This is a genomic window from Xylophilus sp. Leaf220, assembly GCF_001421705.1.
Lineage (GTDB): Bacteria > Pseudomonadota > Gammaproteobacteria > Burkholderiales > Burkholderiaceae_C > Xylophilus.
In genome coordinates this window covers 347,236-369,031 of sequence record NZ_LMKO01000023.1, presented here as the reverse complement: position 1 = coordinate 369,031, position 21,796 = coordinate 347,236, and the positions used below count along the sequence as shown (strand labels likewise).

Annotated in this window: 25 protein-coding genes; 16 read left to right on the top strand and 9 right to left on the bottom strand. The window is 69.3% G+C overall.

The window, feature by feature from the left end:
- Window positions 1–3 precede the first annotated feature (3 nt).
- From rpmC to ASE76_RS15530, 3 genes are all read left to right on the top strand, one after another.
- On the top strand, window positions 4–213 hold the full coding sequence (rpmC, locus tag ASE76_RS15540) for a 50S ribosomal protein L29 (protein WP_055841463.1): 210 nt from the start codon (window positions 4–6) through the stop codon (window positions 211–213).
- A 9-nt stretch (window positions 214–222) separates the two neighbouring features.
- Window positions 223–492 carry a 30S ribosomal protein S17 gene (gene rpsQ, locus ASE76_RS15535; RefSeq protein ID WP_055841332.1) on the top strand — a complete coding sequence of 90 codons (270 nt, stop codon included), beginning with the start codon at window positions 223–225 and terminating at the stop codon, window positions 490–492.
- A gap of 132 nt (window positions 493–624) precedes the next feature.
- Entirely contained in the window at window positions 625–1,134 is a 510-nt protein-coding gene (locus ASE76_RS15530; protein WP_055841329.1) for a peroxiredoxin, read from the top strand.
- Window positions 1,135–1,242: 108 nt separating this feature from the next.
- Here ASE76_RS15530 and ASE76_RS15525 read toward each other — a convergent pair whose 3' ends face one another.
- On the bottom strand, window positions 1,243–1,740 hold the full coding sequence (locus ASE76_RS15525; RefSeq protein WP_055841326.1) for a GNAT family N-acetyltransferase: 498 nt from the start codon (window positions 1,738–1,740) through the stop codon (window positions 1,243–1,245).
- A gap of 119 nt (window positions 1,741–1,859) precedes the next feature.
- Complete coding sequence (locus ASE76_RS15520; RefSeq protein WP_055841322.1) at window positions 1,860–2,522, bottom strand: cytochrome b/b6 domain-containing protein; 663 nt, start codon at window positions 2,520–2,522, stop codon at window positions 1,860–1,862.
- A gap of 120 nt (window positions 2,523–2,642) precedes the next feature.
- Here ASE76_RS15520 and ASE76_RS15515 point away from each other — a divergent pair, with 120 nt between their 5' ends.
- Window positions 2,643–3,086 carry a cytochrome c gene (locus ASE76_RS15515; protein WP_055841320.1) on the top strand — a complete coding sequence of 148 codons (444 nt, stop codon included), beginning with the start codon at window positions 2,643–2,645 and terminating at the stop codon, window positions 3,084–3,086.
- Window positions 3,087–3,204: 118 nt separating this feature from the next.
- Here ASE76_RS15515 and ASE76_RS15510 read toward each other — a convergent pair whose 3' ends face one another.
- Complete coding sequence (locus tag ASE76_RS15510; RefSeq protein WP_055841318.1) at window positions 3,205–3,702, bottom strand: TlpA disulfide reductase family protein; 498 nt, start codon at window positions 3,700–3,702, stop codon at window positions 3,205–3,207.
- Window positions 3,703–3,834: 132 nt separating this feature from the next.
- On the opposite strand from ASE76_RS15510, the gene ASE76_RS15505 reads away from it, so the two are divergent.
- From ASE76_RS15505 to ptsP, 4 genes are all read left to right on the top strand, one after another.
- Window positions 3,835–4,401 (top strand): hypothetical protein, encoded by a 567-nt coding sequence (locus ASE76_RS15505; protein ID WP_055841315.1) that lies wholly within the window; start codon window positions 3,835–3,837, stop codon window positions 4,399–4,401.
- A gap of 100 nt (window positions 4,402–4,501) precedes the next feature.
- Window positions 4,502–4,951, top strand: a complete 450-nt coding sequence (locus tag ASE76_RS15500; protein ID WP_055841461.1) for a PTS sugar transporter subunit IIA — start codon at window positions 4,502–4,504, stop codon at window positions 4,949–4,951.
- Window positions 4,920–5,189, top strand: a complete 270-nt coding sequence (locus tag ASE76_RS15495; RefSeq protein ID WP_055841312.1) for an HPr family phosphocarrier protein — start codon at window positions 4,920–4,922, stop codon at window positions 5,187–5,189. The genes ASE76_RS15500 and ASE76_RS15495 overlap by 32 nt, the downstream gene beginning before the upstream one ends.
- Before the next feature lie 157 nt (window positions 5,190–5,346).
- Window positions 5,347–7,113 (top strand): phosphoenolpyruvate--protein phosphotransferase, encoded by a 1,767-nt coding sequence (ptsP, locus tag ASE76_RS15490; protein WP_055841309.1) that lies wholly within the window; start codon window positions 5,347–5,349, stop codon window positions 7,111–7,113.
- 56 nt (window positions 7,114–7,169) lie between these two features.
- Here the strand turns inward: ptsP and ASE76_RS15485 are convergent, their stop codons facing one another.
- The 6 genes from ASE76_RS15485 to ASE76_RS15460 form a co-directional block, all read right to left on the bottom strand.
- Window positions 7,170–8,024, bottom strand: coding sequence for a DMT family transporter (locus ASE76_RS15485; RefSeq protein WP_055841306.1), 855 nt, complete (start codon window positions 8,022–8,024; stop codon window positions 7,170–7,172).
- A 101-nt stretch (window positions 8,025–8,125) separates the two neighbouring features.
- Window positions 8,126–11,707 (bottom strand): DEAD/DEAH box helicase, encoded by a 3,582-nt coding sequence (locus ASE76_RS21395; RefSeq protein ID WP_082448615.1) that lies wholly within the window; start codon window positions 11,705–11,707, stop codon window positions 8,126–8,128.
- Window positions 11,704–12,696: a lipoyl synthase gene (gene lipA, locus ASE76_RS15475; protein WP_055841302.1), complete on the bottom strand. Its 993-nt coding sequence runs from the start codon at window positions 12,694–12,696 to the stop codon at window positions 11,704–11,706. Before lipA ends, ASE76_RS21395 begins: the two co-directional genes overlap by 4 nt.
- Before the next feature lie 21 nt (window positions 12,697–12,717).
- A complete protein-coding gene (gene lipB / locus ASE76_RS15470; RefSeq protein ID WP_055841299.1) occupies window positions 12,718–13,392 on the bottom strand; it encodes a lipoyl(octanoyl) transferase LipB in 675 nt (224 codons plus the stop codon).
- Window positions 13,393–13,423: 31 nt separating this feature from the next.
- The gene (locus ASE76_RS15465) at window positions 13,424–13,717 is read right to left on the bottom strand and encodes a YbeD family protein (protein WP_055841456.1); all 294 of its coding nucleotides are present in this window, start codon (window positions 13,715–13,717) and stop codon (window positions 13,424–13,426) included.
- Between the two features lie 40 nt (window positions 13,718–13,757).
- Window positions 13,758–14,882, bottom strand: coding sequence for an MBL fold metallo-hydrolase (locus ASE76_RS15460; protein ID WP_236698482.1), 1,125 nt, complete (start codon window positions 14,880–14,882; stop codon window positions 13,758–13,760).
- A 200-nt stretch (window positions 14,883–15,082) separates the two neighbouring features.
- Here ASE76_RS15460 and ASE76_RS15455 point away from each other — a divergent pair, with 200 nt between their 5' ends.
- From ASE76_RS15455 to atpD, 8 genes are all read left to right on the top strand, one after another.
- Complete coding sequence (locus ASE76_RS15455) at window positions 15,083–15,568, top strand: ATP synthase subunit I (protein ID WP_055841296.1); 486 nt, start codon at window positions 15,083–15,085, stop codon at window positions 15,566–15,568.
- A gap of 7 nt (window positions 15,569–15,575) precedes the next feature.
- Window positions 15,576–16,454 (top strand): F0F1 ATP synthase subunit A, encoded by an 879-nt coding sequence (atpB, locus tag ASE76_RS15450; RefSeq protein ID WP_055841292.1) that lies wholly within the window; start codon window positions 15,576–15,578, stop codon window positions 16,452–16,454.
- Between the two features lie 66 nt (window positions 16,455–16,520).
- Window positions 16,521–16,769 (top strand): F0F1 ATP synthase subunit C, encoded by a 249-nt coding sequence (gene atpE / locus ASE76_RS15445; protein ID WP_055841290.1) that lies wholly within the window; start codon window positions 16,521–16,523, stop codon window positions 16,767–16,769.
- Window positions 16,770–16,806: 37 nt separating this feature from the next.
- A complete protein-coding gene (locus tag ASE76_RS15440; protein WP_055841287.1) occupies window positions 16,807–17,277 on the top strand; it encodes a F0F1 ATP synthase subunit B in 471 nt (156 codons plus the stop codon).
- Window positions 17,278–17,286: 9 nt separating this feature from the next.
- Entirely contained in the window at window positions 17,287–17,820 is a 534-nt protein-coding gene (locus ASE76_RS15435) for a F0F1 ATP synthase subunit delta (RefSeq protein WP_055841284.1), read from the top strand.
- A 46-nt stretch (window positions 17,821–17,866) separates the two neighbouring features.
- Window positions 17,867–19,420, top strand: a complete 1,554-nt coding sequence (gene atpA, locus ASE76_RS15430; RefSeq protein ID WP_055841281.1) for a F0F1 ATP synthase subunit alpha — start codon at window positions 17,867–17,869, stop codon at window positions 19,418–19,420.
- 32 nt (window positions 19,421–19,452) lie between these two features.
- Complete coding sequence (atpG, locus tag ASE76_RS15425; protein ID WP_055841277.1) at window positions 19,453–20,319, top strand: F0F1 ATP synthase subunit gamma; 867 nt, start codon at window positions 19,453–19,455, stop codon at window positions 20,317–20,319.
- A gap of 43 nt (window positions 20,320–20,362) precedes the next feature.
- Window positions 20,363–21,787 (top strand): F0F1 ATP synthase subunit beta, encoded by a 1,425-nt coding sequence (gene atpD, locus ASE76_RS15420; RefSeq protein WP_055841274.1) that lies wholly within the window; start codon window positions 20,363–20,365, stop codon window positions 21,785–21,787.
- Window positions 21,788–21,796: the final 9 nt, after the last annotated feature.

The window sequence follows — 21,796 nt, the reverse complement described above, 5'->3', positions numbered from 1 at the left end:
CAAATGACCAAAGCTGCTGATCTGCGCAACAAGGACGTCGCCGGCATCGAGACCGAAATCAAGGACCTGCAAAGGGCCCATTTCGGTCTGCGGATGCAGAAGGCCACGCAACAACTCAACAACCTGTCGACGCTGCGCACCACGCGCCGCGACATCGCCCGCGCCAAGACCATCCTTGCCCAAAAGCAGGCCGAGTCCAAGGCTGCCAAGTAAGGAGTGACCATGACGGAAGCTAAAAAATCCCTCAAGCGCACCTTGGTCGGCAAGGTGGTGAGCGACAAGCGTGCCAAGACCGTGACGGTGTTGGTCGAGCGTCGCGTGAAGCACGAGCTCTACGGCAAGATCGTTGCCAAGTCGAGCAAGTACCATGCGCACGACGAGAATGGTGACTACCACCTCGGCGACATGATCGAGATCACGGAAAGCCGTCCGATCTCGCGCACCAAGAACTGGGTCGCGACCCGCCTGGTGCAGAAGGCCGTCGTGGTCTGAGGCCCTGCGCCTCGGTACCTGCGGTCCGAATGAAGACGGCCCCCTCACGGCGGGCCGTTTTTCTTTTGGGCCGGCGTTTTTTCTCAACCCGGGTGCCGAGGTCCGGCGCCCTCCCACGACAAGGAGCACAGGATGATCAAGGTAGGCGACAAGCTTCCGGCGGCGACGCTGATGGAGTACGCGGAAGTCGAAGGCAACGGCTGCAGCATCGGCCCGAACCCTGTTGACGTGCAGGCAGCCTCGGCCGGCAAGACGATCGCCGTCTTCGCCGTGCCGGGTGCCTTCACCCCCACCTGCTCGGCCAAGCACGTGCCGGGCTATGTGGACAACGTCGCGGCCTTCCAGGCGGCCGGCGTGGACGAGATCTGGTGCCTGTCGGTCAACGACGCTTTCGTGATGGGTGCCTGGGCGCGTGACCAGAAGACCGCCGGCAAGGTGCGGATGCTGGCCGACGGCAGCGCCGCCTTCGCCCAGGCGACCGGCCTGACGCTCGACCTGGCCGGCCGCGGCATGGGCCTGCGCAGCAACCGCTATTCGATGCTGGTGCAGGACGGCGTGGTGCGGCAGCTGAACGTGGAAGCACCCGGCAAGTTCGAGGTGAGCGACGCGCAGACGCTGCTCGGCCAGGCCCGGCAGGCCTGATCGCGCCTTGCGGCTGGTGCTATAGAAATAATAGCTGGCGGTCGGCTTCCTGCGCCGGCTGCCAGGTCTTTCGATCTGAAAACGGCGCCCTGGGCGCCGTTTTCGTTTTCATATGTCGGCCTTGAGGTAGTGGGCGCCGGCCAGCGGGCTGTCGTAGTAGGGCGGGATTTCCTCGAAACCCAGGTCCGCATACAGCGCCCGGGCCGCGTCCATCGCATCCAGGGTGTCGAGCAGCACGCAGGCGTAGCCGCACTGGCGTGCCACGTCGAGCGCCGCCTCGGTCAGCTGCCGGCCCAGGCCGAAGCCGCGGAACACGCGGCGCACGTACAGCCGCTTCATCTCGCTCGCATTGGGGTAGTCGGCGGCGTCCAGCGGGCGCAGGGCGCAGCAGCCGGCCAGGCTGCCGTCGATCCAGGCCAGCACCAGGCCGCCGCGCGGCTCGTCGTATTCGCCGGGAAGGCCGGCCACTTCGTCGTCGAACGCTGCGCTGTCGAGTGCCGCCCGGATGCTCTGCCCGTACTCGCGGAAGATCTCGCGCGCCGCGTCCCACTCGTCCGGCGTGGCGGGTGGGCGGATCTGGATCGAGGGCGGGGCGTTGGAGGACACGCGGTGATGACGGGGTTGGGCGGGCCAGTTTAACGGCGAGGCGCTCCCGTCCGGCCACAGGACCTGGCCCCGGTGACCGACGGTGCCGGATGCCGTGGGGCCCGATGCGTTCGCACGGTTCAGCCGCCGGTGGCCTGCACCATCCAGGCGACGGCGGCGCCGCAGGCCACCATCACCGCCAGCGCGGCGAGCCGGCTGCGCAGGTCGTCGCGGCTGGCCGGCAGCGCGGCGGGCAGGGTGCGGTCGCCGTGCAGCATCGGCCGCACCAGGGTCTGGCGGCGCACCAGCACGTAGAACACGATGGCCGCGACGTGCAGCGCCACCAGGCCGATCACCAGCCATTGGCCCCAGTTCTTGTGGTAGCCGGTCGCCTGGCCGACGATGCTGCCCGAAACGTAGCGCGAGAGCGGCCCGGCGAAGGCGATCTCGTCGTCGCTCACCAGGCCGGTGCCGACCTGCACGACCAGCACCGCCAGCATGGCGACGACCGACAGCGCGCCCAGCGGGCTGTGCCCCGCGCCGTCGCCGCCCCGGCCGCGCAGGTAGCGGCCCACGGCCGCGGGCGACGGCACGAAGCTCGCGAAGCGCGACCAGCGCCCGCCCACGAAGCCCCAGACCAGCCGGAACAGCAGCAGCGCCAGCACCGCGTAGCCGAAGCGGAAGTGCCACACCATGGCGTTGCCGCCGGTGCGGCCGGTGACGACGAGGCCGACAACCGCGGCCGCCAGGGCCCAGTGGAAAAGGCGCGTGGGCAGGTCCCAGACCCGGATCGTGTGCTGCATGGTGGGATGTTGTCGGGGTGGTGAAAAAGCCGCGGGTCCGTCTGGCGCCCGCGGTGGCCGGAATCTACACTGGCGGCCGCGCCATGTCCGGCGCGCCACGACGATAACGAGGAGTCCACGATGAAGAAATACGCCTGTCTCGCCCTTGCGGCGGGCATCCTGCTCGCCGGGCCGGTGTTCGCCCAGTTCGCCAAGACGGAAGACGCGGTCAAATACCGCCAGGGCGCCCTGTTCGTGATGGGCCAGCACTTCGGACGCGTCGGCGCGATGGCCAACGGCCGGGTGCCGTTCGATGCCAAGGTCGCCGCTGAGAACGCCGACGTCGTGGCCGAACTGGCGAAGCTGCCCTGGGCCGCGTTCGGCCCCGGCACCGAGGGCGGCAAGGCCAAGCCCGAGATCTGGAAGGAGCAGGCCAAGTTCAAGGAACACGGCGACAAGCTGGTCGCCGAGACCGCCAAGCTGGCCGCCGCCGCCAAGACCGGCAACCTCGACAGCCTGAAGGCCGCCTTCGGCAGCGCCGCCGGCACCTGCAAGGCCTGCCACGACGCGTTCCGCAGCAGCTGATCCTCGGCGTCGGTCGTGCTATCGAATCGATAGCTTCCGGTCGGCGTCCACCAAGCCGAAGGGCCTGTTTTCGTGCGAAAACAGGCCCTTCGGTTTTCGCTGCGGTGCAGGGGCGGTATCAGGCCTCGGCCAGCAGCTTCTCGATCAGGCGGTGCAGTTCGGCGAAATCCGGCTGGCCCACGTAGGTCTTGACGATGTCGCCGCGCTTGTTGACCAGGTAGGTGGTGGGTGTGAGCTGCACGTCGCCCCAGGCCTTGGCGATGGCGCCGGTGTTGTCGATCGCCACCTGGAACGGCAGCTTGCGCGTCTCGGCGTAGTTGACGACGTAGCTGGGCGGGTCGTAGCTCATGGCGACGGCCACCGTCTCGAAGCCGCGCGCCTTGTACTTGTCGTAGGTCGACATGATCTGCGGCATCTCGGCCACGCAGGTGACGCAGCTGGTGGCCCAGAAGTTGACCAGCGCCACCCGGCCGCGCAGGTCCTGCGTCGTCTTCTGCGATCCGTCGAGCAGCACGAAGGTGGAGGCGGGCGCGGCCGAGGCGCCGCCCGACCACAGTACCGCGCCGGTCAGGCCCAGGGCGGCGACGGCGACGGCGGCGTAGAGGATGCGTTTCATGGTGGCCTGACGAGGTGGGGAGCCCGGGCGAGTGTAGGCCCGCGGCCGGATGGCTGCACGGATGGACAGGGCGCAGGCGGCAAAGGTTCCCGCTGGCGCGGCCGACCGCGCGGTGCCGCCCGATAATCCGGCATGCACCCGACCTCCCTCCGGCCCGGTCCCCTGGCGACGGCCCTAGCGCTGGCCGCCCTGGCCGTCATGGCGGCCTGCACGCCGGCGCTCAACTGGCGCGAAGTGCGCATGCCGCCCACCCGGCTGCAGGCGCTGCTGCCCTGCAAGCCCGACGAGGGCACCCGCACCGTCACGCTGGCCGGCCAGGCCACCGAGATGCACATGGTCGGCTGCGAGGCGCAGGGTGCCACCTACACCCTGGCCTGGGTGGCCGTGCCGGAGCCGGGCCGCGCCGGTGCGGTGCTGGGCGCCTGGCAGGACGCGACGCTGCAGCGGGTCGGCATCGCCGCCGGCCCCGACGCGCCGGCCGGCACCGCCTTCGTGCCGCAGGGGGCGCTGGCGTTGCCGCAGGCGGTGCAGTGGCGGGCCGAGGGCCGCGCCCCCGAAGGCGGCCCGGTGGTGGTGCAGGCCGCCTGGTTCGTCGCCACCGGCGGCGCCGGCGTGCAGGCGTTCCAGGCGGCGGTGTACAGCCCGGCGCCGGTGCCCGAAGGCGCGGCCGCGTTCCTCGACGGCATCCGGCTGCCCTGAGAAGAATCCCGGCGTTGTCGCGCCGGTGCGCCGCCGCGGCACGACGGCCGCCGCGGGGTCGCCGGTCGCGCCCCATAATGCGATGTTGCACCGCAACGCCATGACGACCAACCGCATCTTCATCATCGCCCACGCACCGCTGGCCCACGCCCTGCGCCAATGCGTGCTGCACGTCTTCCCCGACAGCGGCGACGGCATCGTGGCGCTCGACGTGCAGCCCAACGTCTCGCCCGAGGAAACGCTGGCCTCGGCCCGCATCATCCTGCAGCAGCAACGCGGCGCCGGCACCTTGGTGCTGGCCGACGTGTTCGGCGCCACGCCCTGCAACGTCGCCCAGCGCCTGGTCGACGGGGTACGCTCCAAGCTCGTGTGCGGCGTCAACCTGCCGATGCTGCTGCGCACCGTGACCTACCGGCACGAATCGCTCGACGCCCTGGTGTCGCGCGCGGTGGTCGGCGGCACGCAGGGCGTGATGCAGGTGGCCATCACCGCGCCACAGAACCAGGCCCGAAAGAAACATGATCCAGACGACCACGACCATCAGCAATAAGCTCGGCCTGCATGCGCGCGCCTCCGCCAAGCTCACCAAGCTGGCCGGCAGTTTCCCGTGCGACATCTGGATCGCGCGCGGCGACCGCAAGGTGAACGCCAAGAGCATCATGGGCGTGATGATGCTGGCCGCCGGCATCGGCACCCAGGTGCGGCTGGAAACCGACGGCGCGCAGGAGCAGCAGGCGATGGATGCGCTGCTGGCCCTGATCTCCGACAAGTTCGGCGAAGGTGAATAGGCTTGAACCACCCCCAGCCTTCGCACTGCGTGTCTTCGGCACCCCCCTGCGAGGGGGCGGCGCTGGCGGTCCGGCAAAGCCGGTCCCGCGGCGCCCCGAGGGGGGCTTCGCTGCGCTTGCCGGGGGTGGTGGGGCGTTTCGACTAAAGGGCATTGCCATGACTTTCTCCATCCACGGTTTGCCGGTCGCGCGGGGCATCGCCATCGGGCGGGCGGTGCTGGCGGCGTCGAGCCGGATGGACGTGGCGCACTACTTCATCGACGCCGACAAGGTGGTCGAGGAGATTTCGCGGGTGCGGACGGCGCGGGACGCGGTGGTCGAGGAGATCCAGCGGCTGCAGCAGAGCGTGGCGCTGATGGGCCCGAAGGACGCGCCGCAGGAGCTCTCGGCGATCCTCGACGTGCACCTGATGCTGCTGCAGGACAAGGAGCTGGAGGAGGGCGTCAAGCACTGGGTGTCGGACCGGCTCTACAACGGCGAATGGGCGCTCACCACCCAGCTGGAGGTGATCTCGCGCCAGTTCGACGAGATGGAAGACCTGTATTTGCGCGAGCGCAAGGCCGACCTGGAGCAGGTCGTCGAGCGCATCCTGCGCTACATGAAGGGCGTGGCCTCGCCGGTGGCGCCGCCGCCGCCGCGGCCCGCGCCGCGCCAGCAGGACCTGCTGCTGGAAGACACGGTCGACGTGCCGCTGGTGCTGGTGGCGCACGACCTGTCGCCGGCCGACATGCTGCAGTTCAAGCAGAGCGTCTTCGCCGGCTTCGTGACCGACGTGGGCGGCAAGACCTCGCACACCGCGATCGTCGCGCGCAGCATGGACATCCCGGCGGTGGTGGGCGCCCGCAGCGCCAGCCAGCTGGTGCGGCAGGACGACTGGGTGATCATCGACGGCGACGCCGGCGTGATGATCGTCGACCCGTCGCCGATCATCCTGGCCGAGTACGGCTTCAAGCAGCGCCAGGGCGACCTGGAGCGGCTGCGGCTGGCGCGGCTGCGCCACACCCCGGCCGTCACGCTCGACGGCGAACGGGTGGAGCTGTTCGCCAACATCGAGATGCCCGAGGACGCCGAGGGCGCGGTGAAGGCCGGCGCGGTGGGCGTGGGCCTGTTCCGCAGCGAGTTCCTGTTCATGGGCCGCCAGGGCAAGCTGCCCGACGAGGAGGAGCAGTACCACGCCTACCGCCGCGCGATCGAGGGCATGCAGGGCCTGCCGGTCACGATCCGCACGGTGGACGTGGGCGCCGACAAGCCGCTCGACGAATCCCGCCGCGACGACGCGCACCTGAACCCGGCGCTGGGCCTGCGCGCGATCCGCTGGAGCCTGGCCGATCCGGCGATGTTCCGCACCCAGCTGCGCGCGATCCTGCGGGCCTCTTTGCACGGCCCGGTGGGGCTGATGATCCCGATGCTCGCGCACGGCAGCGAGATCCGCCACACGCTGGCGCTGATCGACCACGCCCGCGCCGAACTCGACAACGCCGGCATCGCCTACGGCCATCCGCAGATCGGCGCGATGATCGAGATCCCGGCGGCGGCGCTCACGCTGCCGCTGTTCCTGCGCTACTTCGACTTTCTCTCGATCGGCACCAACGACCTCATCCAGTACACGCTGGCGATCGACCGGGCCGACGAATCGGTCGCCCACCTCTACGACCCGCTGCACCCCGCGGTGCTGAAGCTGGTGGCCGACACGATCGCCGAATGCCGCCGCGCCGGAAAGGGCGTGAGCATCTGCGGCGAGATGGCGGGCGACACCGCCATGACCCGGCTGCTGCTGGGCCTGGGCCTGCGGACCTTCTCGATGCACCCCGCGCAGATCCTGGCGGTCAAGCAGGAGGTGCTGCGCGCCGACACCGCACGGCTGACGCCCTGGGCGCAGCGGGTGCTGGCGGCGGAAGACCCGGCTGCGGAGATGGCCCGCTAGCCACTGCGGCGAACCGGCCGGCGCGGCGGTCCTCTGCCGTGGCCCGGGCGCCGCGGCTAGGCCGTGGATCGCACCCGCGACGCGATCACCGCCCCCGCCGTCACCAGCAGCGCCGCGCCGGCCAGGCTCCAGCGCAGCGGCTCGCCGGTGGTGGCCACCAGCATCAGGGTCGAGAGCACCGGCGTCAGGTAGCTCAGCACGCCGATCTGCCGCGGGTCGCCGCGCTTGAGCGCCGCATCCCACAGGAAGAACGCGGCGCCCAGCGGGCCCAGGCCCATCACCGCGACCAGCGCCCAGTCCCGGGAGGCGAGCACGACCGGCGACTCCAGCAGCGCATGGCAGAGCAACGCCAGCACGCCCGACACCAGGCCGAACAGCCCCACCGCCACCGTCGGGAACGGCGGCACCCGCCGGGTCAGCAGCGAGTACACCGCCCAGAGCAGGGCCGACCCCAGTGCCGGCAGGTAGCCCCAGGCCCAGCCGACGGCACCCGCATCGCCCGCTGTGCCGCGCCCCAGGATCGCCAACGCCGCCCCCGCGAAACCGCAGAACGCGGCCAGCAGGTGCCCGGGCCGCAGCGCCATGCCCGGCAGCAGCACCGGCGCCAGCAGCACGATCAGGAGCGGCCACAGGTAGTTGACCAGGTTGGCCTCCACCGGCGGCGCATGCCGCAGCGCGATGAACAGCAAGAAGTGGTAGCCGAAGAGCCCTGCCACGCCGATGCCCAGCGTGCCCGCCGGCACCCGCCACAGCGACGGCCGCCGCGCCGCCCAGAACCAGCTGGGCACGCTGCCCAGCAGCAGCGCCAGGCCGGTCAGCAGGAAGGGCGGCAGATGGGCCAGGGCCACGCCCAGCGCGGCCAGCGTGGCCCAGAGCAGGATCGCGCCGAGCGCGAGGAGACGTGCGGACATCGGATATGGCAAGTGATGAATGAAAAGTGCCTGCAGCCGGCGTACGGCGCCGGCCACTAGCTATGAATACTATAGCGCCTCCGTCGAAGGCCCCGCGCGCTCTAGCCGTCCAGCGGGCGCAGCAGCTCCGCCACGTCGCTCTCGGTGAACAGCGGCTCGCGCCGGGCGGCCGCGCCGCTGTAGAGGCTGTCGGCCAGCGCGGCCTTGCGCTCCTGCAGGGCCAGGATGCGCTCCTCGATCGTGCCCTCCGCCACCAGCCGGTAGACCATCACCCGCTGGGTCTGGCCGATGCGGTGGGCGCGGCCGGTGGCCTGGGCTTCGGCCGCGGGGTTCCACCACGGGTCATAGTGGATCACCGTGTCGGCCTGCGGCAGGTTCAGGCCGGTGCCGCCGGCCTTCAGGCTGATCAGGAACAGCGGCACCTCGCCGCCGGTGAAGCGGGCGATGGCGCGGTCGCGGTCGCGGGTCTGGCCGGTGAGCGTGGTCCAGGCCATGTGGCGCTGCTGCAATTCGGCCTCGATCAGGCCGAGCATCGTGGTGAACTGCGAGAACACCAGCACCCGGCGGCCCTTGGCCAGCATCCCGGTCAGGTGCGCCATCAGCAGCTCCAGTTTGGCCGACTGGCGCACCGCCTGCGCCGCCGGCACCGAGGCGGCCAGCAGGCGCGGGTCGCAGCAGACTTGGCGCAGCTTCAGGAGCGCATCCAGGACCTGGATCTGCGACTTCGCCAGGCCCTTGTCGGCGAGCGCGTCGCGCACCGCCTTCTCGGTCGACAGGCGGATGGTCTCGTACAGGTCGGCCTGCGCGCCGCCGAGCGCGATGCGCACCGTGCTCTCCTGCCTGGCGGGCAGCTCGCCCGCCACCTCCGACTTGCCGCGCCGCAGCAGGAAGGGGGTGACCCGGCGGCGCAGCTGGTCGAGCCGCTCGGCGTCGCCGTGCTTCTCGATCGGGGTGCGGAACGTCTCCTTGAAGCGCGCCGCGCTGCCCAGGAAGCCCGGCATCAGGAAGTGGAACAGGCTCCACAGCTCGCCCAGGTTGTTTTCCAGCGGCGTGCCGGTGAGGCACAGGCGGTGGCGCGTGTCCAGGCCGGCGGCCACCTGCGCGGCCTGGGTGCTGGCGTTGCGGATGTTCTGCGCCTCGTCCAGCACCACCAGGTGCCAGGGCTGGGCCTGCCAGCGCTCGCGGTCGCGCTGCAGCAGCGAGTACGGGGCGATGACCAGGTCGCACCGGCCGAAGCCGCCGGTGGCGCCGGCGGTGCTGCGTGCCCCGGCGTGCCAGATGCGGGTGCGCAGCGTGGGGGCGAAGCGGGCCGCCTCGCGCTGCCAGTTGCCGAGCAGGCTGACCGGGGCGACCACCAGGCAGGGCCGGTCGAGCCGGCCGGCCTCCTGCTCGGCCAGCAGGTGGGCCAGGGTCTGCAGCGTCTTGCCCAGGCCCATGTCGTCGGCCAGGATGCCGGCCAGGCCCTGTGCCCGCAGGAACTGCAGCCACTGCAGGCCGTGGTGCTGGTAGGGCCGCAGCGTGGCGCGCAGGCCGGCGGGCACCGGCACCGCGGGCAGCCGGCCCTGGCCGCCCAGGGTGCCCAGCAGGCCGCGCAACGGTTCGGCGCCGCGCCAGGTGGCGGCGCCTTCGCCCATCGCGGCGGCCAGTCGCAGCGCCTCGGTGCGCGACAGGCGCAGCAGCAGGGCTTCCAGGTCCTGCGGCCGGCGCTCGCCCACCAGGTCGAGCAGGGCCTGCAGCCACGGGCGCAGCGGCGCCGACGGCAGCCGCACGAAGCCGCCGTCGGGCCGCGGCCGCCAGAGCCATTCGGGCAGGTCGGTTCCGCCGGCGGTGGGCCGCAACTGGGCCAGCAGTTCGGGCAGCCAGGGCAGCACGTTCTCCCGCACGCCGTCGATCTCGATGCCCAGCGACAGATCGAACCAGGGCGAGGACGCAGCGCCGCCCGCCGTGCCGGACGTGTCCCCCACCAGCACCAGCGGCGTACCCTGCGCCGGGGCGATGCGCAGGTCCAGCGCGTCCGCCTGCTGCACGAAGCCGTGCAGGCCGGCGTCGATCTCCAGCACGAAGCCGGCCTCCCGCAGCGGCGCGTAGTCGCACAGCGCCCAGTCGAGCCAGGGCGAGGGTGCGGGCTGGGCCGACGGCAGCAGATGGTGGCGGCCGTGGCCGTCGTCGCGCAGGCCCAGGGCCAGCAGCGCACGGCGGATCTCCATCTCGGCGGCGAGCTGGCGGTCGAGCAGCACGCGGCGGCTGCCGTCGACGACCAGCACGCAGCGCTGGTGGTGCGGCCAGTAGTGGCGCAGGCCGCCGTAGTCGAAGGTGAGGGCGGCGCACAGCAGGCCGCGGGTGGCGCGCTCGGCGACCGGCACCGCCGAGAGCCGCAGGTGGGCGACCGGCGCCACGCCGCGCACCGTCTCGGGAGCGCCCACCATGGCGGGCAGCGACAGGCCGGCCCGCCGTGCGAGTTCGGCCGCCGGCGCATCGGCCAGGGCCGATTGCGGGATGGGCGCGGCGGCGAGCAGCAGGGGCAGGTGCTCGGCATCGACGCCGGGGGCCTCGGCCGGGCCGCAGCAGCCCAGGGCGGTGTCGAGGTAGAGCGGCGGCGGGCCGTCCGCGAGCCACGCGGTGCCGGGCGTGCCGTCGATCCGCGGGCGAAGTGTCCAGACCGGCTCGGCGTCGCCGGCGCCGGTGGTCTCCTGCCACTGCCAGGCGATCGCACGCGGGGCGCCCCATTGCAGCGGTGCGCCGGCGATCTGGCCGGCCGCATCGGCGGCGAACAGGCGGCCGGTGCCGGCGGCCAGCCGCAGGGCCTCCAGTCCCGCCCGGCCCTGCACCCAGCCCAGGCCCGAACCGTAGCCGTGGCGCTTCAGCGCCGCGATCCGCCGCACGCATTCCTGGTCGTCTGTGGTGGGCCGCGCGGCCGAACGGCCGGGCAGGTAGCCGGGGTGGGAGTAGGGCGTCTTCACCTGCGTCCAGCCACCGCGCTTCATCGGGTGCGACATGCCCCACGACAGCGCCAGCCGCGGCCCCGCGCCGCTGCCGTGGGAGGGGCGCTGCAGGTGCAGCAGGTAGACATGGCGGTCGACGGTGGCCGCCTGCGCGTGCGGCTCGGCCACGGTGCCGAACAGGTCGAGCCAGCGGTCGGGCGGGGGCGGGCCGGCCGGCGGCGGAGGCGGCCGGGGCGCGGCGTCGCGCGCCGGTTCGGGCGGCGCCGGCGCGGTGTCTTCGGTTTCTGGACCGGGTGCAGGAGGCACTGCCGCCGCGGCCGGCGCGGCGCGTGCTGCCGGCGCGGCGAACATCAGCTCCGGCTGGGCGTGGACGGCCGGCGCGCGCATCGGCACGGGCGGTGCCGCTGCCTGGCGCATCGCGACCGATTTGTAGGCGGCCTTCAGTGCGAGGGCCGCGGCATGCCGGCAGTTGCGCGCCACCGCGCAGGAGCAGTCGCCACCGAAGAGCACGATGCGGCCGTCGGCATCGAGTTCCACCGTGACGGTGGTGGCGCAGGGCGCGCGCTCGCTGCCCTGCACCTCGCCCTCGATCCGCCATTCGGTGCGGCTGGCCGGCTCCAGGGTATAGGCCAGCACCTGCTGGCGGCGGTAGATGTCGAGCCCCAGCGCGAAGGTCGCGGCCGGCAGGTGGTCCTGCAGCGACCGCGGGTCGAGCAGCAGGCGCCCGGGGTCGAGACTCAACCCGCGACGGGGTTCAGGACGTGCTCGGCCTGCTGGTCGGCGTGGTAGCTGGAGCGCACCATGGCGCCGACGGCGGCATGGGTGAAGCCCATCTTGTAGGCCTCTTCCTCGAACATCTTGAAGGTGTCGGGGTGCACGTAGCGCTTGACCGGCAGGTGCGAGTTGGACGGCGACAGGTACTGGCCGATGGTCAGCATGTCGATGTCGTGCGCCCGCATGTCGCGCATGATCTGCAGGATCTCTTCGTCGGTCTCGCCCAGGCCGACCATGATGCCGCTCTTGGTGGGCACGGTGGGGTGCAGCGCCTTGAACTTCTTGAGCAGGTTCAGGCTGAACAGGTAGTCGGAACCGGGGCGCGCTTCCTTGTAGAGGCGCGGCGCGGTCTCGAGGTTGTGGTTCATCACGTCGGGCGGCGCGGCCTTCAGAATCTCCAGCGCACGGTCGTCGCGGCCGCGGAAGTCGGGCACCAGGATCTCGATCTGGGTGGTGGGCGAGAGTTCGCGGATGTTGCGGATGCACTCCACGAAATGGCCGCTGCCGCCGTCGCGCAGGTCGTCGCGGTCGACGCTGGTGATCACCACGTATTTCAGGCGCAGCTGCGCGATGGTGCGCGCCAGGTTCAGCGGCTCGTCCTTGTCGAGCGGGTCGGGGCGGCCGTGGCCCACGTCGCAGAACGGGCAGCGCCGGGTGCACTTGTCGCCCATGATCATGAAGGTGGCCGTGCCCTTGCCGAAGCATTCGCCGATGTTGGGGCAGCTGGCTTCCTCGCACACCGTGTGCAGCTTGTTCTCGCGCAGGATCTCCTTGATCTCGTAGAAGCGGGTGGTGGGGCTGCCGGCCTTGACCCGGATCCAGTCGGGCTTCTTCAGCACCTCGCCCTGGATCACCTTCACCGGGATGCGCGAGAGCTTGGCGCCCGCCTTCTGCTTGGCCAGCGGGTTGTAGGTGGCGAGGGCTTGCGCCTCGCGGACGACTTCGGTGGTGCTCATTGGGCGGCGCTTTCGGCAGGGTCAGGGTGCGAGGTAGATGCCGAGCTTGTGCCCCAGCACCGACGCGGCCTCGTCCCAGGAAACAGGAACTCCGATTGTAGAAAGGTCGACGGTCCGCAGGCCCGCATACCCGCAGGGGTTGATCCGCGAGAAGGGTTCCAGGTCCATCGCCACGTTGAGCGCCACGCCGTGGTAGGTGCAGTGGCGGCTCACCTTGATGCCCAGCGCCGCGATCTTGCCCAGGCCGCGGAAAGGGTCGCCCGCGGGCACCGGGCCGGCGAGCGCCGCGTGCGAGAACGGGTCGTCCAGCCGCAGGTAGATGCCGGGTGCGCCGGGCACCCGGTGGCCGGTCACGCCCAGGTGGGCCAGCGTGGCGATCACCGCCCCCTCGATGCGGTAGACGTACTCCTTGACGAAGTAGCCGGCGCGTTTCAGGTCGATCAGCGGATAGGCGGTCACCTGCCCCGGCCCGTGGTAGGTGACCTGGCCGCCGCGGTTGGTGGCCACCACCGGGATGGCGCCGGGCGCCAGCAGGTGGCCGGCCTGACCGGCGAGGCCCTGGGTGAAGACCGGGTCGTGCTCGCAGAGCCACAGCGCATCGGGCGTGTCGGGCGTGCGCTCGGCGGTGAAGGTCTGCATCGCCGCGTAGCTTTCCGCGTAGTCGATGCGGCCGACGACCAGGGTGTTCAGTGCCATAGGCGCCGGCCTGCGCAAGAGCGGTGGCGCGTCACAGCACCACTTTCACCATCGGATGGCCCGACAGGGCGCGGTAGAGGTCGTCGAGCTGCTCGCGGCTGGTGGCGGTCACGGTGATCGTGATGCCGAGGTAGTTGCCGGCGCCGCTCTCGCGCAGCTCGACGGTGCTGGCGTCGAAGAACGGGTCGTGTTCCTTGGCGATCGCGGTGATCGCATGCACCAGCCCGTCGGCCTTGGCGCCCATCACCTTGATCGGGAACAGCGACGGGTATTCGATCAGCGAATCCTTGCGGGGGTCGGTGGCGGCGGGCGGGGTGGCGGTCATGGCGGGCTCCATCGGAAGAAAAGGATCGGGTCGGCGGGCGTCATGGCGAGGGCTGCGGAGTGGCGGCACGGCGCGCAAAGGCGCGCGTCTCGCCGATCGCCATCACGTCGAACGTGCCGGGCATCAGGCCCTGCGCGCGGCAGGCGTCGGCCAGGTCGCGCGGCGGCTGGTCGCAGGGCTCGTCGGTCAGGGCGAAGGTACCCCAGTGCAGGCCGATGCTGCGCCGGGCGCCCACGTCCCGGTGGATCTGCACCGCCTCGGCCGGGTCGTTGTGCTGCTGGCGCATGAACCAGCGCGGCTCGTAGGCACCGATCGGCAGCAGCGCCAGGTCGAAGCCGCCGCCCTGCGCCGTGCCCTGCCGCGCCGCGAAATGCGCGCGGATGTCGCGGAAATCGGCCGAATAGCCGGTGTCGCCCGCGAAGAAGAAATGGAAGTCGGGCGCCAGCACCGCGTAGCCGCCCCACAGCGTCGCCAGGCGGTCGTGCAGGCCGCGGCCGCTCCAGTGCTGCGACGGCGTCAGCGTGATCTCGGCCGTCGCGCCGCCGTGGGCCACGGGGTGGGCGTCCCACCAGTCCAGTTCCACCACGGTGTCGATGCCACGCCGCCGCATCCAAGGCGCCAGGCCCAGCGGCACCACGAACAGCGGCGGGCCGCCGGGCTGTCGGGCCAGCGCGCGCACCGATGCATCGTCGAGGTGGTCGTAGTGGTTGTGGCTGATAAGCACCACGTCGATGTGAGGCAGCGCGGCCAGCGCCAGTCCGGGCGGCTGCATCCGCTTCGGCCCCACGAAGCCGAAGGGCGAGGCACGCTCGGAGAAGACCGGGTCGGTCAGCACATGCAGCACCCCGCCGCCGAGCGGCAGTTGCAGCAGGGTCGACGCATGGCCGATGAAGGTCAGCGTGGGCCGCGCCGCCGCGCCCGCCGCGGCGTTGTCCCGCAGGCCCGGCAGATCGGGTGCGACGACCGGCGGCAGCGCCCGTGGCGGCCGGGGCGCACCCGCGCGCCATGCCTGCCACCGCCATCGCAGCAGATCGCCGATGCCGCGCGGCACGAAGTCGCCGTACCGGTTCTGGAAGCCGCCGGGACGATGGTGCGGCTTGCGGGGGTCGAAGTAGGGGTTCACGAAGGAGGTGGTCGCGGCGGTCTGCGCGGCTAAGATGCGCACGCCGAAACGGGTGGCATGCGAACGGAAGGGGTGTCGGGCGGAACGGGTCGGGTGCGGTGCAGGTACGTCAAGCGCCCAACTTTCTCCCATAACGCACCGGGTCATGGCGCCAATGTATGGGCTTCTACTTATAATCAATGGCTTTGCTAAATTCCTGGCAATTTGTAACGCTGGAACCTCTTTCGAAAGATGCCCGCGTTATGGATGAAGAACTGGAGGCAAACGTTCCCGATTTCAAGCCGCTGACCGCCGAAGAGGCGCGCAAGCTGCGAGAAAGACATCCGCCCGTTTCGCCGTGGCGGATCGTCGCGGGGCAGGCAGCGGTGGGGGTCGTGGTCGCGTTGGCGGCCTGGCTGGTCACTGGGCAGGCCCGCATGGGATGGTCGGCTGCCTGGGGTGCATGGGCGGTGGTGTTTCCCGCCGCCGTATTCGCCCGGGGCATCACCCGCCGAAACGTGGCTCTGCGCCCGGGTGCCGTGGCAGCCGGGTTTTTGGGATGGGAATTCGTCAAGATCGGCCTCACGGTCCTGCTGCTGGCGGTGTCGCCTCGGCTGGTGCCGGATCTGAGTTGGCTCGCGTTGATCGCGGGCATGGTTTTGGCGATGAAGGCGTACTGGATCGCGCTGCTGGCGCGTCCCGGGTCTCGCACAACGGATGAACTGCGCTCGAAGGGCGCTGAAGGATAGAACCGAGATGGCCGCAGAAGGACACGCCCCGACCGCCAGTGAATACATCGTTCACCATCTGACGCACTGGCAGGTCAACTGGAATCTGGAGTCTGTGAAGCAGACCAAGATCATCGATTTCAACGTCCTCAACCTGGACTCGATCCTCTACGCGCTGGCGATCGGCGCGCTGGGCTGCTTCGTGCTGTGGCTCGCCGCGCGCAAGGCGACCTCGGGCGTGCCGGGCCGGTTCCAGGCCGCGGCCGAAATGCTGGTCGAGATGGTCGACAACCAGGCCAAGGCCAACATCAAGAGCGCCCAGAGCCGCAAGTTCATCGCGCCCCTGGCCCTGACCGTGTTCGTCTGGATCTTCCTGCTGAACGCCATGGACATGCTGCCGGTCGACCTGCTGCCGCAGCTCTGGGCCCTGGCCCACGGTGCCTCGGGCCACGACCCGGCCCATGCCTACATGCGCGTCGTACCCACCGCCGATCTCTCCACCACGCTGGGCCTGTCCACGTCGGTGCTGGTGCTGTGCCTGATCTACAGCGTCAAGGTCAAGGGCCTGGGCGGCTGGGGCCACGAGCTGATCACCGCCCCCTTCGGCGCGCACCCGGTCCTCTGGCCGATCAACCTGCTGATGCAGGTCATCGAATACCTGGCGAAGACGGTGTCGCACGGCATGCGGCTGTTCGGCAACATGTACGCCGGCGAACTGGTCTTCATGCTGATCGCACTGATGGGTGGCGCCGCCGCACTGTCGCTGCCGGGCGTGCTGCTGCCGATCGGGCACATCATCGCCGGCACCATCTGGGCCATCTTCCACATCCTGGTGATCACCCTCCAGGCGTTCATTTTCATGATGCTGACCTTGATCTATCTCGGCCAAGCGCATGAAGCCCACTAGCGCACGCTAGTTTCTTTCGCCCCTTCCTCCCTTTTCACTTTTCAATCTCTCTCCAAAGGAAACATCATGGAAAACGTTCTCGGTCTCGTCGCTCTGGCTTGTGGTTTGATCGTGGGTCTGGGCGCTATCGGCGCTTCGATCGGCATCGCCCTGATGGGTGGCAAGTTCCTGGAAGCGTCGGCTCGCCAGCCCGAACTGATCAACGAACTGCAGACCAAGATGTTCATCTTGGCCGGTCTGATCGACGCGGCATTCCTGATCGGCGTGGCTATCGCCCTGCTGTTCGCTTTCGCAAACCCCTTCGTTCTGGCCTGATTCCCGTTCGACGCCATCTGATTAGAAAGGTGTTGCCGTGAGTATCAACGCGACCCTGTTCGTTCAGGCCATCGTCTTCCTGATCCTGGTGCTGTTCACGATGAAATTCGTGTGGCCCCCGATCGCGAAGGCGCTGGACGAACGCGCACAGAAAATCGCCGATGGCCTCGCTGCTGCCGATCGCGCCAAGTCCGAACTGACCGCTGCCAACCAGCGCGTCGAGAAGGAACTGGCCGAAACGCGCAACGAAACCACGCAGCGCCTGGCAGATGCCGAGCGCCGTGCCCAGGCCATCATCGAAGAAGCCAAGGCCCGTGCCGGCGAGGAAGGCAACAAGATCGTTGCCGCCGCCCGTGCCGAAGCCGAGCAGCAGACCGTTCGCGCCCGTGAAGCGCTGCGCGAAGAAGTCGCTGTTCTCGCCGTCAAGGGCGCCGAGCAGATCCTGCGCAAGGAAGTCGATGCCGGCGTCCACGCCGACCTGCTCTCCCGCCTGAAGACCGAGCTGTAAGGGGACGTCATGGCAGAACTCGCCACCATCGCGCGCCCTTACGCAGAAGCGCTGTACCAGTCGGCGGCCGGCGGCGATCTCGTCGCCACCGCGGCCTGGGTCGACGAACTCTCGGCGATCGCTGCCAATCCGCAGCTCGCCCAGTTTTCCGACAACCCGAAGGTCTCGACCGACCAGGTGTTCGACGTCATCGCGGGCGTGGCACGCACGCCGCTGACCGAGCCGGCGCGCAACTTCCTGCGCATGGTCATCGAGAACGGCCGGCTGGCGGTACTGCCCGAGATCGCGCACCAGTTCCGCGCCCTCAAGAACGCGCAGGGCGGCTCCTCGGATGCCGTGGTGTACAGCGCATTCCCGATCGACGCAGCCGCGTTGGCCGACCTCGGCCAGGTGCTGCAGAAACGCTTCGGCCGCCAGTTGAACTTGACGGTCGAGCAGGATCCATCGCTGATCGGCGGCGTGCGCGTCGTGGTCGGCGACGAGGTGCTCGACACCTCGGTCAAGGCCCGTCTCGAACAAATGAAGGTGGCTCTCGCCGCGTGACCCGCGGCCCGAGCACCCCGCTAACCCCTAAGACAAGGAAAGAGTCATGCAACTCAATCCCGCAGAAATCTCCGAACTGATCAAGAGCCGCATCGAAGGGCTGGCGGGCAGTGCCGACATCCGCAACCAGGGCACGGTCGTCTCGGTGACCGACGGCATCGTCCGCATCCACGGCCTGTCGGACGTGATGCAGGGCGAAATGCTCGAATTCCCGGCCGGCTCCGATGGCCAGCCGTCGTACGGCCTGGCGCTGAACCTCGAGCGCGACTCGGTCGGCGCCGTGATCCTGGGCGAGTACGAGCACATCTCCGAAGGCGATACCGTCAAGTGCACGGGCCGCATCCTGGAAGTGCCGGTGGGCCCCGAACTGGTCGGTCGCGTGGTCAACGCGCTGGGCCAGCCGATCGACGGCAAGGGCCCGATCAACGCCAAGCTCACCGACGTGATCGAGAAGGTCGCGCCCGGCGTGATCGCCCGCCAGTCGGTCGACCAGCCGCTGCAGACCGGCCTGAAGTCGATCGACTCGATGGTTCCCGTGGGCCGTGGCCAGCGCGAGCTGATCATCGGCGACCGCCAGACCGGCAAGACGGCCGTGGCTATCGACGCGATCATCAGCCAGAAGGGCCAGAACGTCACCTGCATCTACGTCGCGATCGGCCAGAAGGCCTCGACGATCAAGAACGTGGTGCGCGCGCTGGAGCAGTCCGGTGCGATGGACTACACCATCGTCGTCGCCGCCTCGGCATCCGAGTCGGCTGCGATGCAGTACGTGTCGGCCTATTCCGGCTGCACCATGGGCGAGTACTTCCGCGACCGGGGCGAAGACGCGCTGATCGTGTACGACGACCTGTCCAAGCAGGCCGTCGCCTACCGCCAGGTCTCGCTGCTGCTGCGCCGCCCACCGGGCCGCGAAGCCTATCCCGGCGACGTGTTCTATCTCCACAGCCGCCTGCTCGAGCGTGCAGCCCGCGTCAACGCCGATTACGTCACCGCGTTCACCAAGGGTGCCGTGACCGGCAAGACCGGCTCGCTGACCGCGCTTCCGATCATCGAAACGCAGGCGGGCGACGTGTCCGCCTTCGTGCCGACCAACGTGATCTCGATCACCGACGGCCAGATCTTCCTGGAAACCAGCCTGTTCAACGCCGGTGTCCGCCCCGCCATCAACGCCGGTATCTCGGTGTCGCGCGTCGGTGGTGCCGCCCAGACCAAGCTGATCAAGAACCTGTCGGGCGGTATCCGTACCGATCTGGCGCAGTACCGGGAACTGGCCGCTTTCGCGCAGTTCGCATCCGACCTGGACGAAGCCACCCGCAAGCAGCTGGAGCGCGGTGCCCGCGTGACCGAACTGCTCAAGCAGGCCCAGTACAGCCCGCTGCCGATCGCCCTGATGGCCTCCACGCTGTTCGCGGTGAACAAGGGTTTCCTGGACGACATCGAGGTCAAGCAGGTGCTGGCGTTCGAACACGGACTGCACCAGTTCCTCAAGACCAGCCACGGCGCCCTGCTCGACAAGCTCGAGAAGGCCAAGGCGATGGACAAGGACGCGGAAGCCGAACTGAGCACTGCAATCACCTCGTTCAAGAAGTCCTTTGCCTGATCGCGTTCAGGTGAAGGTCCCAAGGAGTCCCAATGGCAGCAGGTAAGGAAATCCGCGGCAAGATCAAATCGGTGGAAAACACCAAGAAGATCACCAAGGCCATGGAAATGGTGGCCGCGTCCAAGATGCGCAAGGCGCAGGACCGGATGCGCGCCGCGCGTCCCTACAGCGAGAAGGTCCGCGCCATCGCCGCCCACCTGGGCGAAGCGCATCCCGAGTACACCCACCCGTTCATGCAGTTGAACGAGGCGAAGGCTGCGGGCTTCATCGTCGTGACGACCGACAAGGGTCTGTGCGGCGGCATGAATACCAACGTCCTGCGGGCGGTGACGACCAAGCTGCGCGAGCTGCAGTCGCAGGGTGTGCAGGCCGAAGCGGTGGCCATCGGCAACAAGGGCCTCGGTTTCCTGAACCGGATCGGCGCCCGGGTGGTGTCGCATGTCACCGGCCTCGGCGACACGCCGCACCTCGACAAGCTCATCGGGCCGGTCAAGGTGCTGCTGGATGCGTATGCCGAAGGCAAGCTCGGCGCGGTCTACCTCTGCTACACCCGCTTCATCAACACGATGAAGCAGGAGTCGGTGGTCGAACAGCTGCTGCCTCTGGCCCCCGAGACGCTGCAGAAGGATGCCAGCGCTCCCGCATGGGACTACATCTACGAGCCCGATGCGCAGAGCGTCATCGACGAGCTGCTGGTGCGCTATGCCGAATCGCTGGTCTACCAGGCGGTGGCGGAGAACATGGCGTCCGAGCAGTCGGCCCGGATGGTGGCCATGAAGGCCGCGACCGACAACGCCGGCAACGTCATCGGCGAACTCAAGCTGATCTACAACAAGACGCGCCAGGCTGCGATTACGAAAGAACTTTCGGAAATCGTCTCGGGCGCCGCCGCCGTCTGACGACGGCGCGCGTCGAAGTCACGTTTAATTTTTGGAGCAAACAATGGCTCAAGCTAATACGCAAGCAGGCGCCCAGGGCAAGATCGTTCAGTGCATCGGCGCCGTGGTGGACGTGGAGTTTCCACGCCACCAGATGCCCCGCATCTACGACGCCCTGAAGCTCGAAGGTTCCTCCCTGACGCTGGAAGTCCAGCAGCAGCTCGGCGACGGCGTGGTCCGCACGATCGCGCTGGGTTCGTCCGACGGCCTGCGCCGTGGCCTGATGGTGTCCAACACCAACGCTCCCATCACCGTGCCGGTCGGCAAGGCGACGCTCGGCCGCATCATGGACGTGCTGGGCAGCCCGATCGACGAACGCGGCCCGGTCAGCCAGGAACTCACCGCCTCGATCCACCGCAAGGCACCCGCGTACGACGAACTGTCGCCTTCGCAGGAACTGCTGGAGACCGGCATCAAGGTGATCGATCTGGTCTGCCCGTTCGCCAAGGGCGGCAAGGTGGGTCTCTTCGGTGGCGCCGGCGTGGGCAAGACGGTGAACATGATGGAGCTCATCAACAACATCGCCAAGGCGCACTCGGGTCTGTCCGTGTTCGCCGGCGTGGGTGAGCGGACCCGGGAAGGCAACGACTTCTACCACGAGATGGCCGACTCCGGCGTCGTGAACCTCGAGAACCTCGAGCAGTCGAAGGTCGCCATGGTCTACGGCCAGATGAACGAGCCGCCGGGCAACCGTCTGCGCGTGGCCCTGACCGGCCTGACGATCGCCGAGTCGTTCCGCGACGAAGGCCGCGACGTGCTGTTCTTCGTGGACAACATCTACCGCTACACGCTGGCCGGTACCGAAGTGTCGGCACTGCTGGGCCGCATGCCGTCGGCCGTGGGCTACCAGCCGACGCTGGCCGAGGAAATGGGCCGCCTGCAGGAGCGGATCACGTCGACCAAGGTCGGCTCGATCACCTCGATCCAGGCCGTCTACGTGCCGGCCGACGATTACACCGATCCATCGCCTGCCACCACCTTCGCCCACCTGGACTCCACCGTGGCGCTGTCGCGCGACATCGCATCGCTGGGCATCTACCCGGCCGTGGACCCGCTGGATTCGACCAGCCGCCAGTTGGACCCGAACGTCGTCGGGGAAGAGCACTACAACACGGCCCGCGCCGTGCAGGGCACGCTGCAGCGCTACAAGGAACTGCGCGACATCATCGCGATTCTGGGCATGGACGAGCTGGCACCGGAAGACAAGCTGGTGGTGGCCCGTGCCCGGAAGATTCAGCGTTTCCTGTCGCAGCCGTTCCACGTCGCGGAAGTGTTCACCGGCTCCCCCGGCAAGTACGTGCCGCTGGCCGAAACCATCCGTGGTTTCAAGATGATCGTGGCCGGCGAGGCCGACCATCTGCCGGAACAGGCGTTCTACATGGTGGGCACCATCGACGAAGCCTTCGAAAAGGCCAAAAAGCTGGCGTAAGCGGCGCAC

Coding starts and splice junctions, on each gene's coding strand:
- ASE76_RS15495 (WP_055841312.1), top strand. CDS start 4,920: ATGATCCAGACGACCACGACCATCAGCAATAAGCTCGGCCTGCATGCG.
- ASE76_RS15465 (WP_055841456.1), bottom strand. CDS start 13,717: ATGACCGCCACCCCGCCCGCCGCCACCGACCCCCGCAAGGATTCGCTG.
- atpG (WP_055841277.1), top strand. CDS start 19,453: ATGGCAGCAGGTAAGGAAATCCGCGGCAAGATCAAATCGGTGGAAAAC.
- ptsP (WP_055841309.1), top strand. CDS start 5,347: ATGACTTTCTCCATCCACGGTTTGCCGGTCGCGCGGGGCATCGCCATC.
- atpA (WP_055841281.1), top strand. CDS start 17,867: ATGCAACTCAATCCCGCAGAAATCTCCGAACTGATCAAGAGCCGCATC.
- ASE76_RS15455 (WP_055841296.1), top strand. CDS start 15,083: ATGGATGAAGAACTGGAGGCAAACGTTCCCGATTTCAAGCCGCTGACC.
- rpsQ (WP_055841332.1), top strand. CDS start 223: ATGACGGAAGCTAAAAAATCCCTCAAGCGCACCTTGGTCGGCAAGGTG.
- ASE76_RS15435 (WP_055841284.1), top strand. CDS start 17,287: ATGGCAGAACTCGCCACCATCGCGCGCCCTTACGCAGAAGCGCTGTAC.
- rpmC (WP_055841463.1), top strand. CDS start 4: ATGACCAAAGCTGCTGATCTGCGCAACAAGGACGTCGCCGGCATCGAG.
- ASE76_RS15510 (WP_055841318.1), bottom strand. CDS start 3,702: ATGAAACGCATCCTCTACGCCGCCGTCGCCGTCGCCGCCCTGGGCCTG.
- lipA (WP_055841302.1), bottom strand. CDS start 12,696: ATGAGCACCACCGAAGTCGTCCGCGAGGCGCAAGCCCTCGCCACCTAC.
- lipB (WP_055841299.1), bottom strand. CDS start 13,392: ATGGCACTGAACACCCTGGTCGTCGGCCGCATCGACTACGCGGAAAGC.
- ASE76_RS15500 (WP_055841461.1), top strand. CDS start 4,502: ATGACGACCAACCGCATCTTCATCATCGCCCACGCACCGCTGGCCCAC.
- ASE76_RS15505 (WP_055841315.1), top strand. CDS start 3,835: ATGCACCCGACCTCCCTCCGGCCCGGTCCCCTGGCGACGGCCCTAGCG.
- ASE76_RS15520 (WP_055841322.1), bottom strand. CDS start 2,522: ATGCAGCACACGATCCGGGTCTGGGACCTGCCCACGCGCCTTTTCCAC.
- atpE (WP_055841290.1), top strand. CDS start 16,521: ATGGAAAACGTTCTCGGTCTCGTCGCTCTGGCTTGTGGTTTGATCGTG.
- atpB (WP_055841292.1), top strand. CDS start 15,576: ATGGCCGCAGAAGGACACGCCCCGACCGCCAGTGAATACATCGTTCAC.
- atpD (WP_055841274.1), top strand. CDS start 20,363: ATGGCTCAAGCTAATACGCAAGCAGGCGCCCAGGGCAAGATCGTTCAG.
- ASE76_RS15515 (WP_055841320.1), top strand. CDS start 2,643: ATGAAGAAATACGCCTGTCTCGCCCTTGCGGCGGGCATCCTGCTCGCC.
- ASE76_RS15530 (WP_055841329.1), top strand. CDS start 625: ATGATCAAGGTAGGCGACAAGCTTCCGGCGGCGACGCTGATGGAGTAC.
- ASE76_RS15485 (WP_055841306.1), bottom strand. CDS start 8,024: ATGTCCGCACGTCTCCTCGCGCTCGGCGCGATCCTGCTCTGGGCCACG.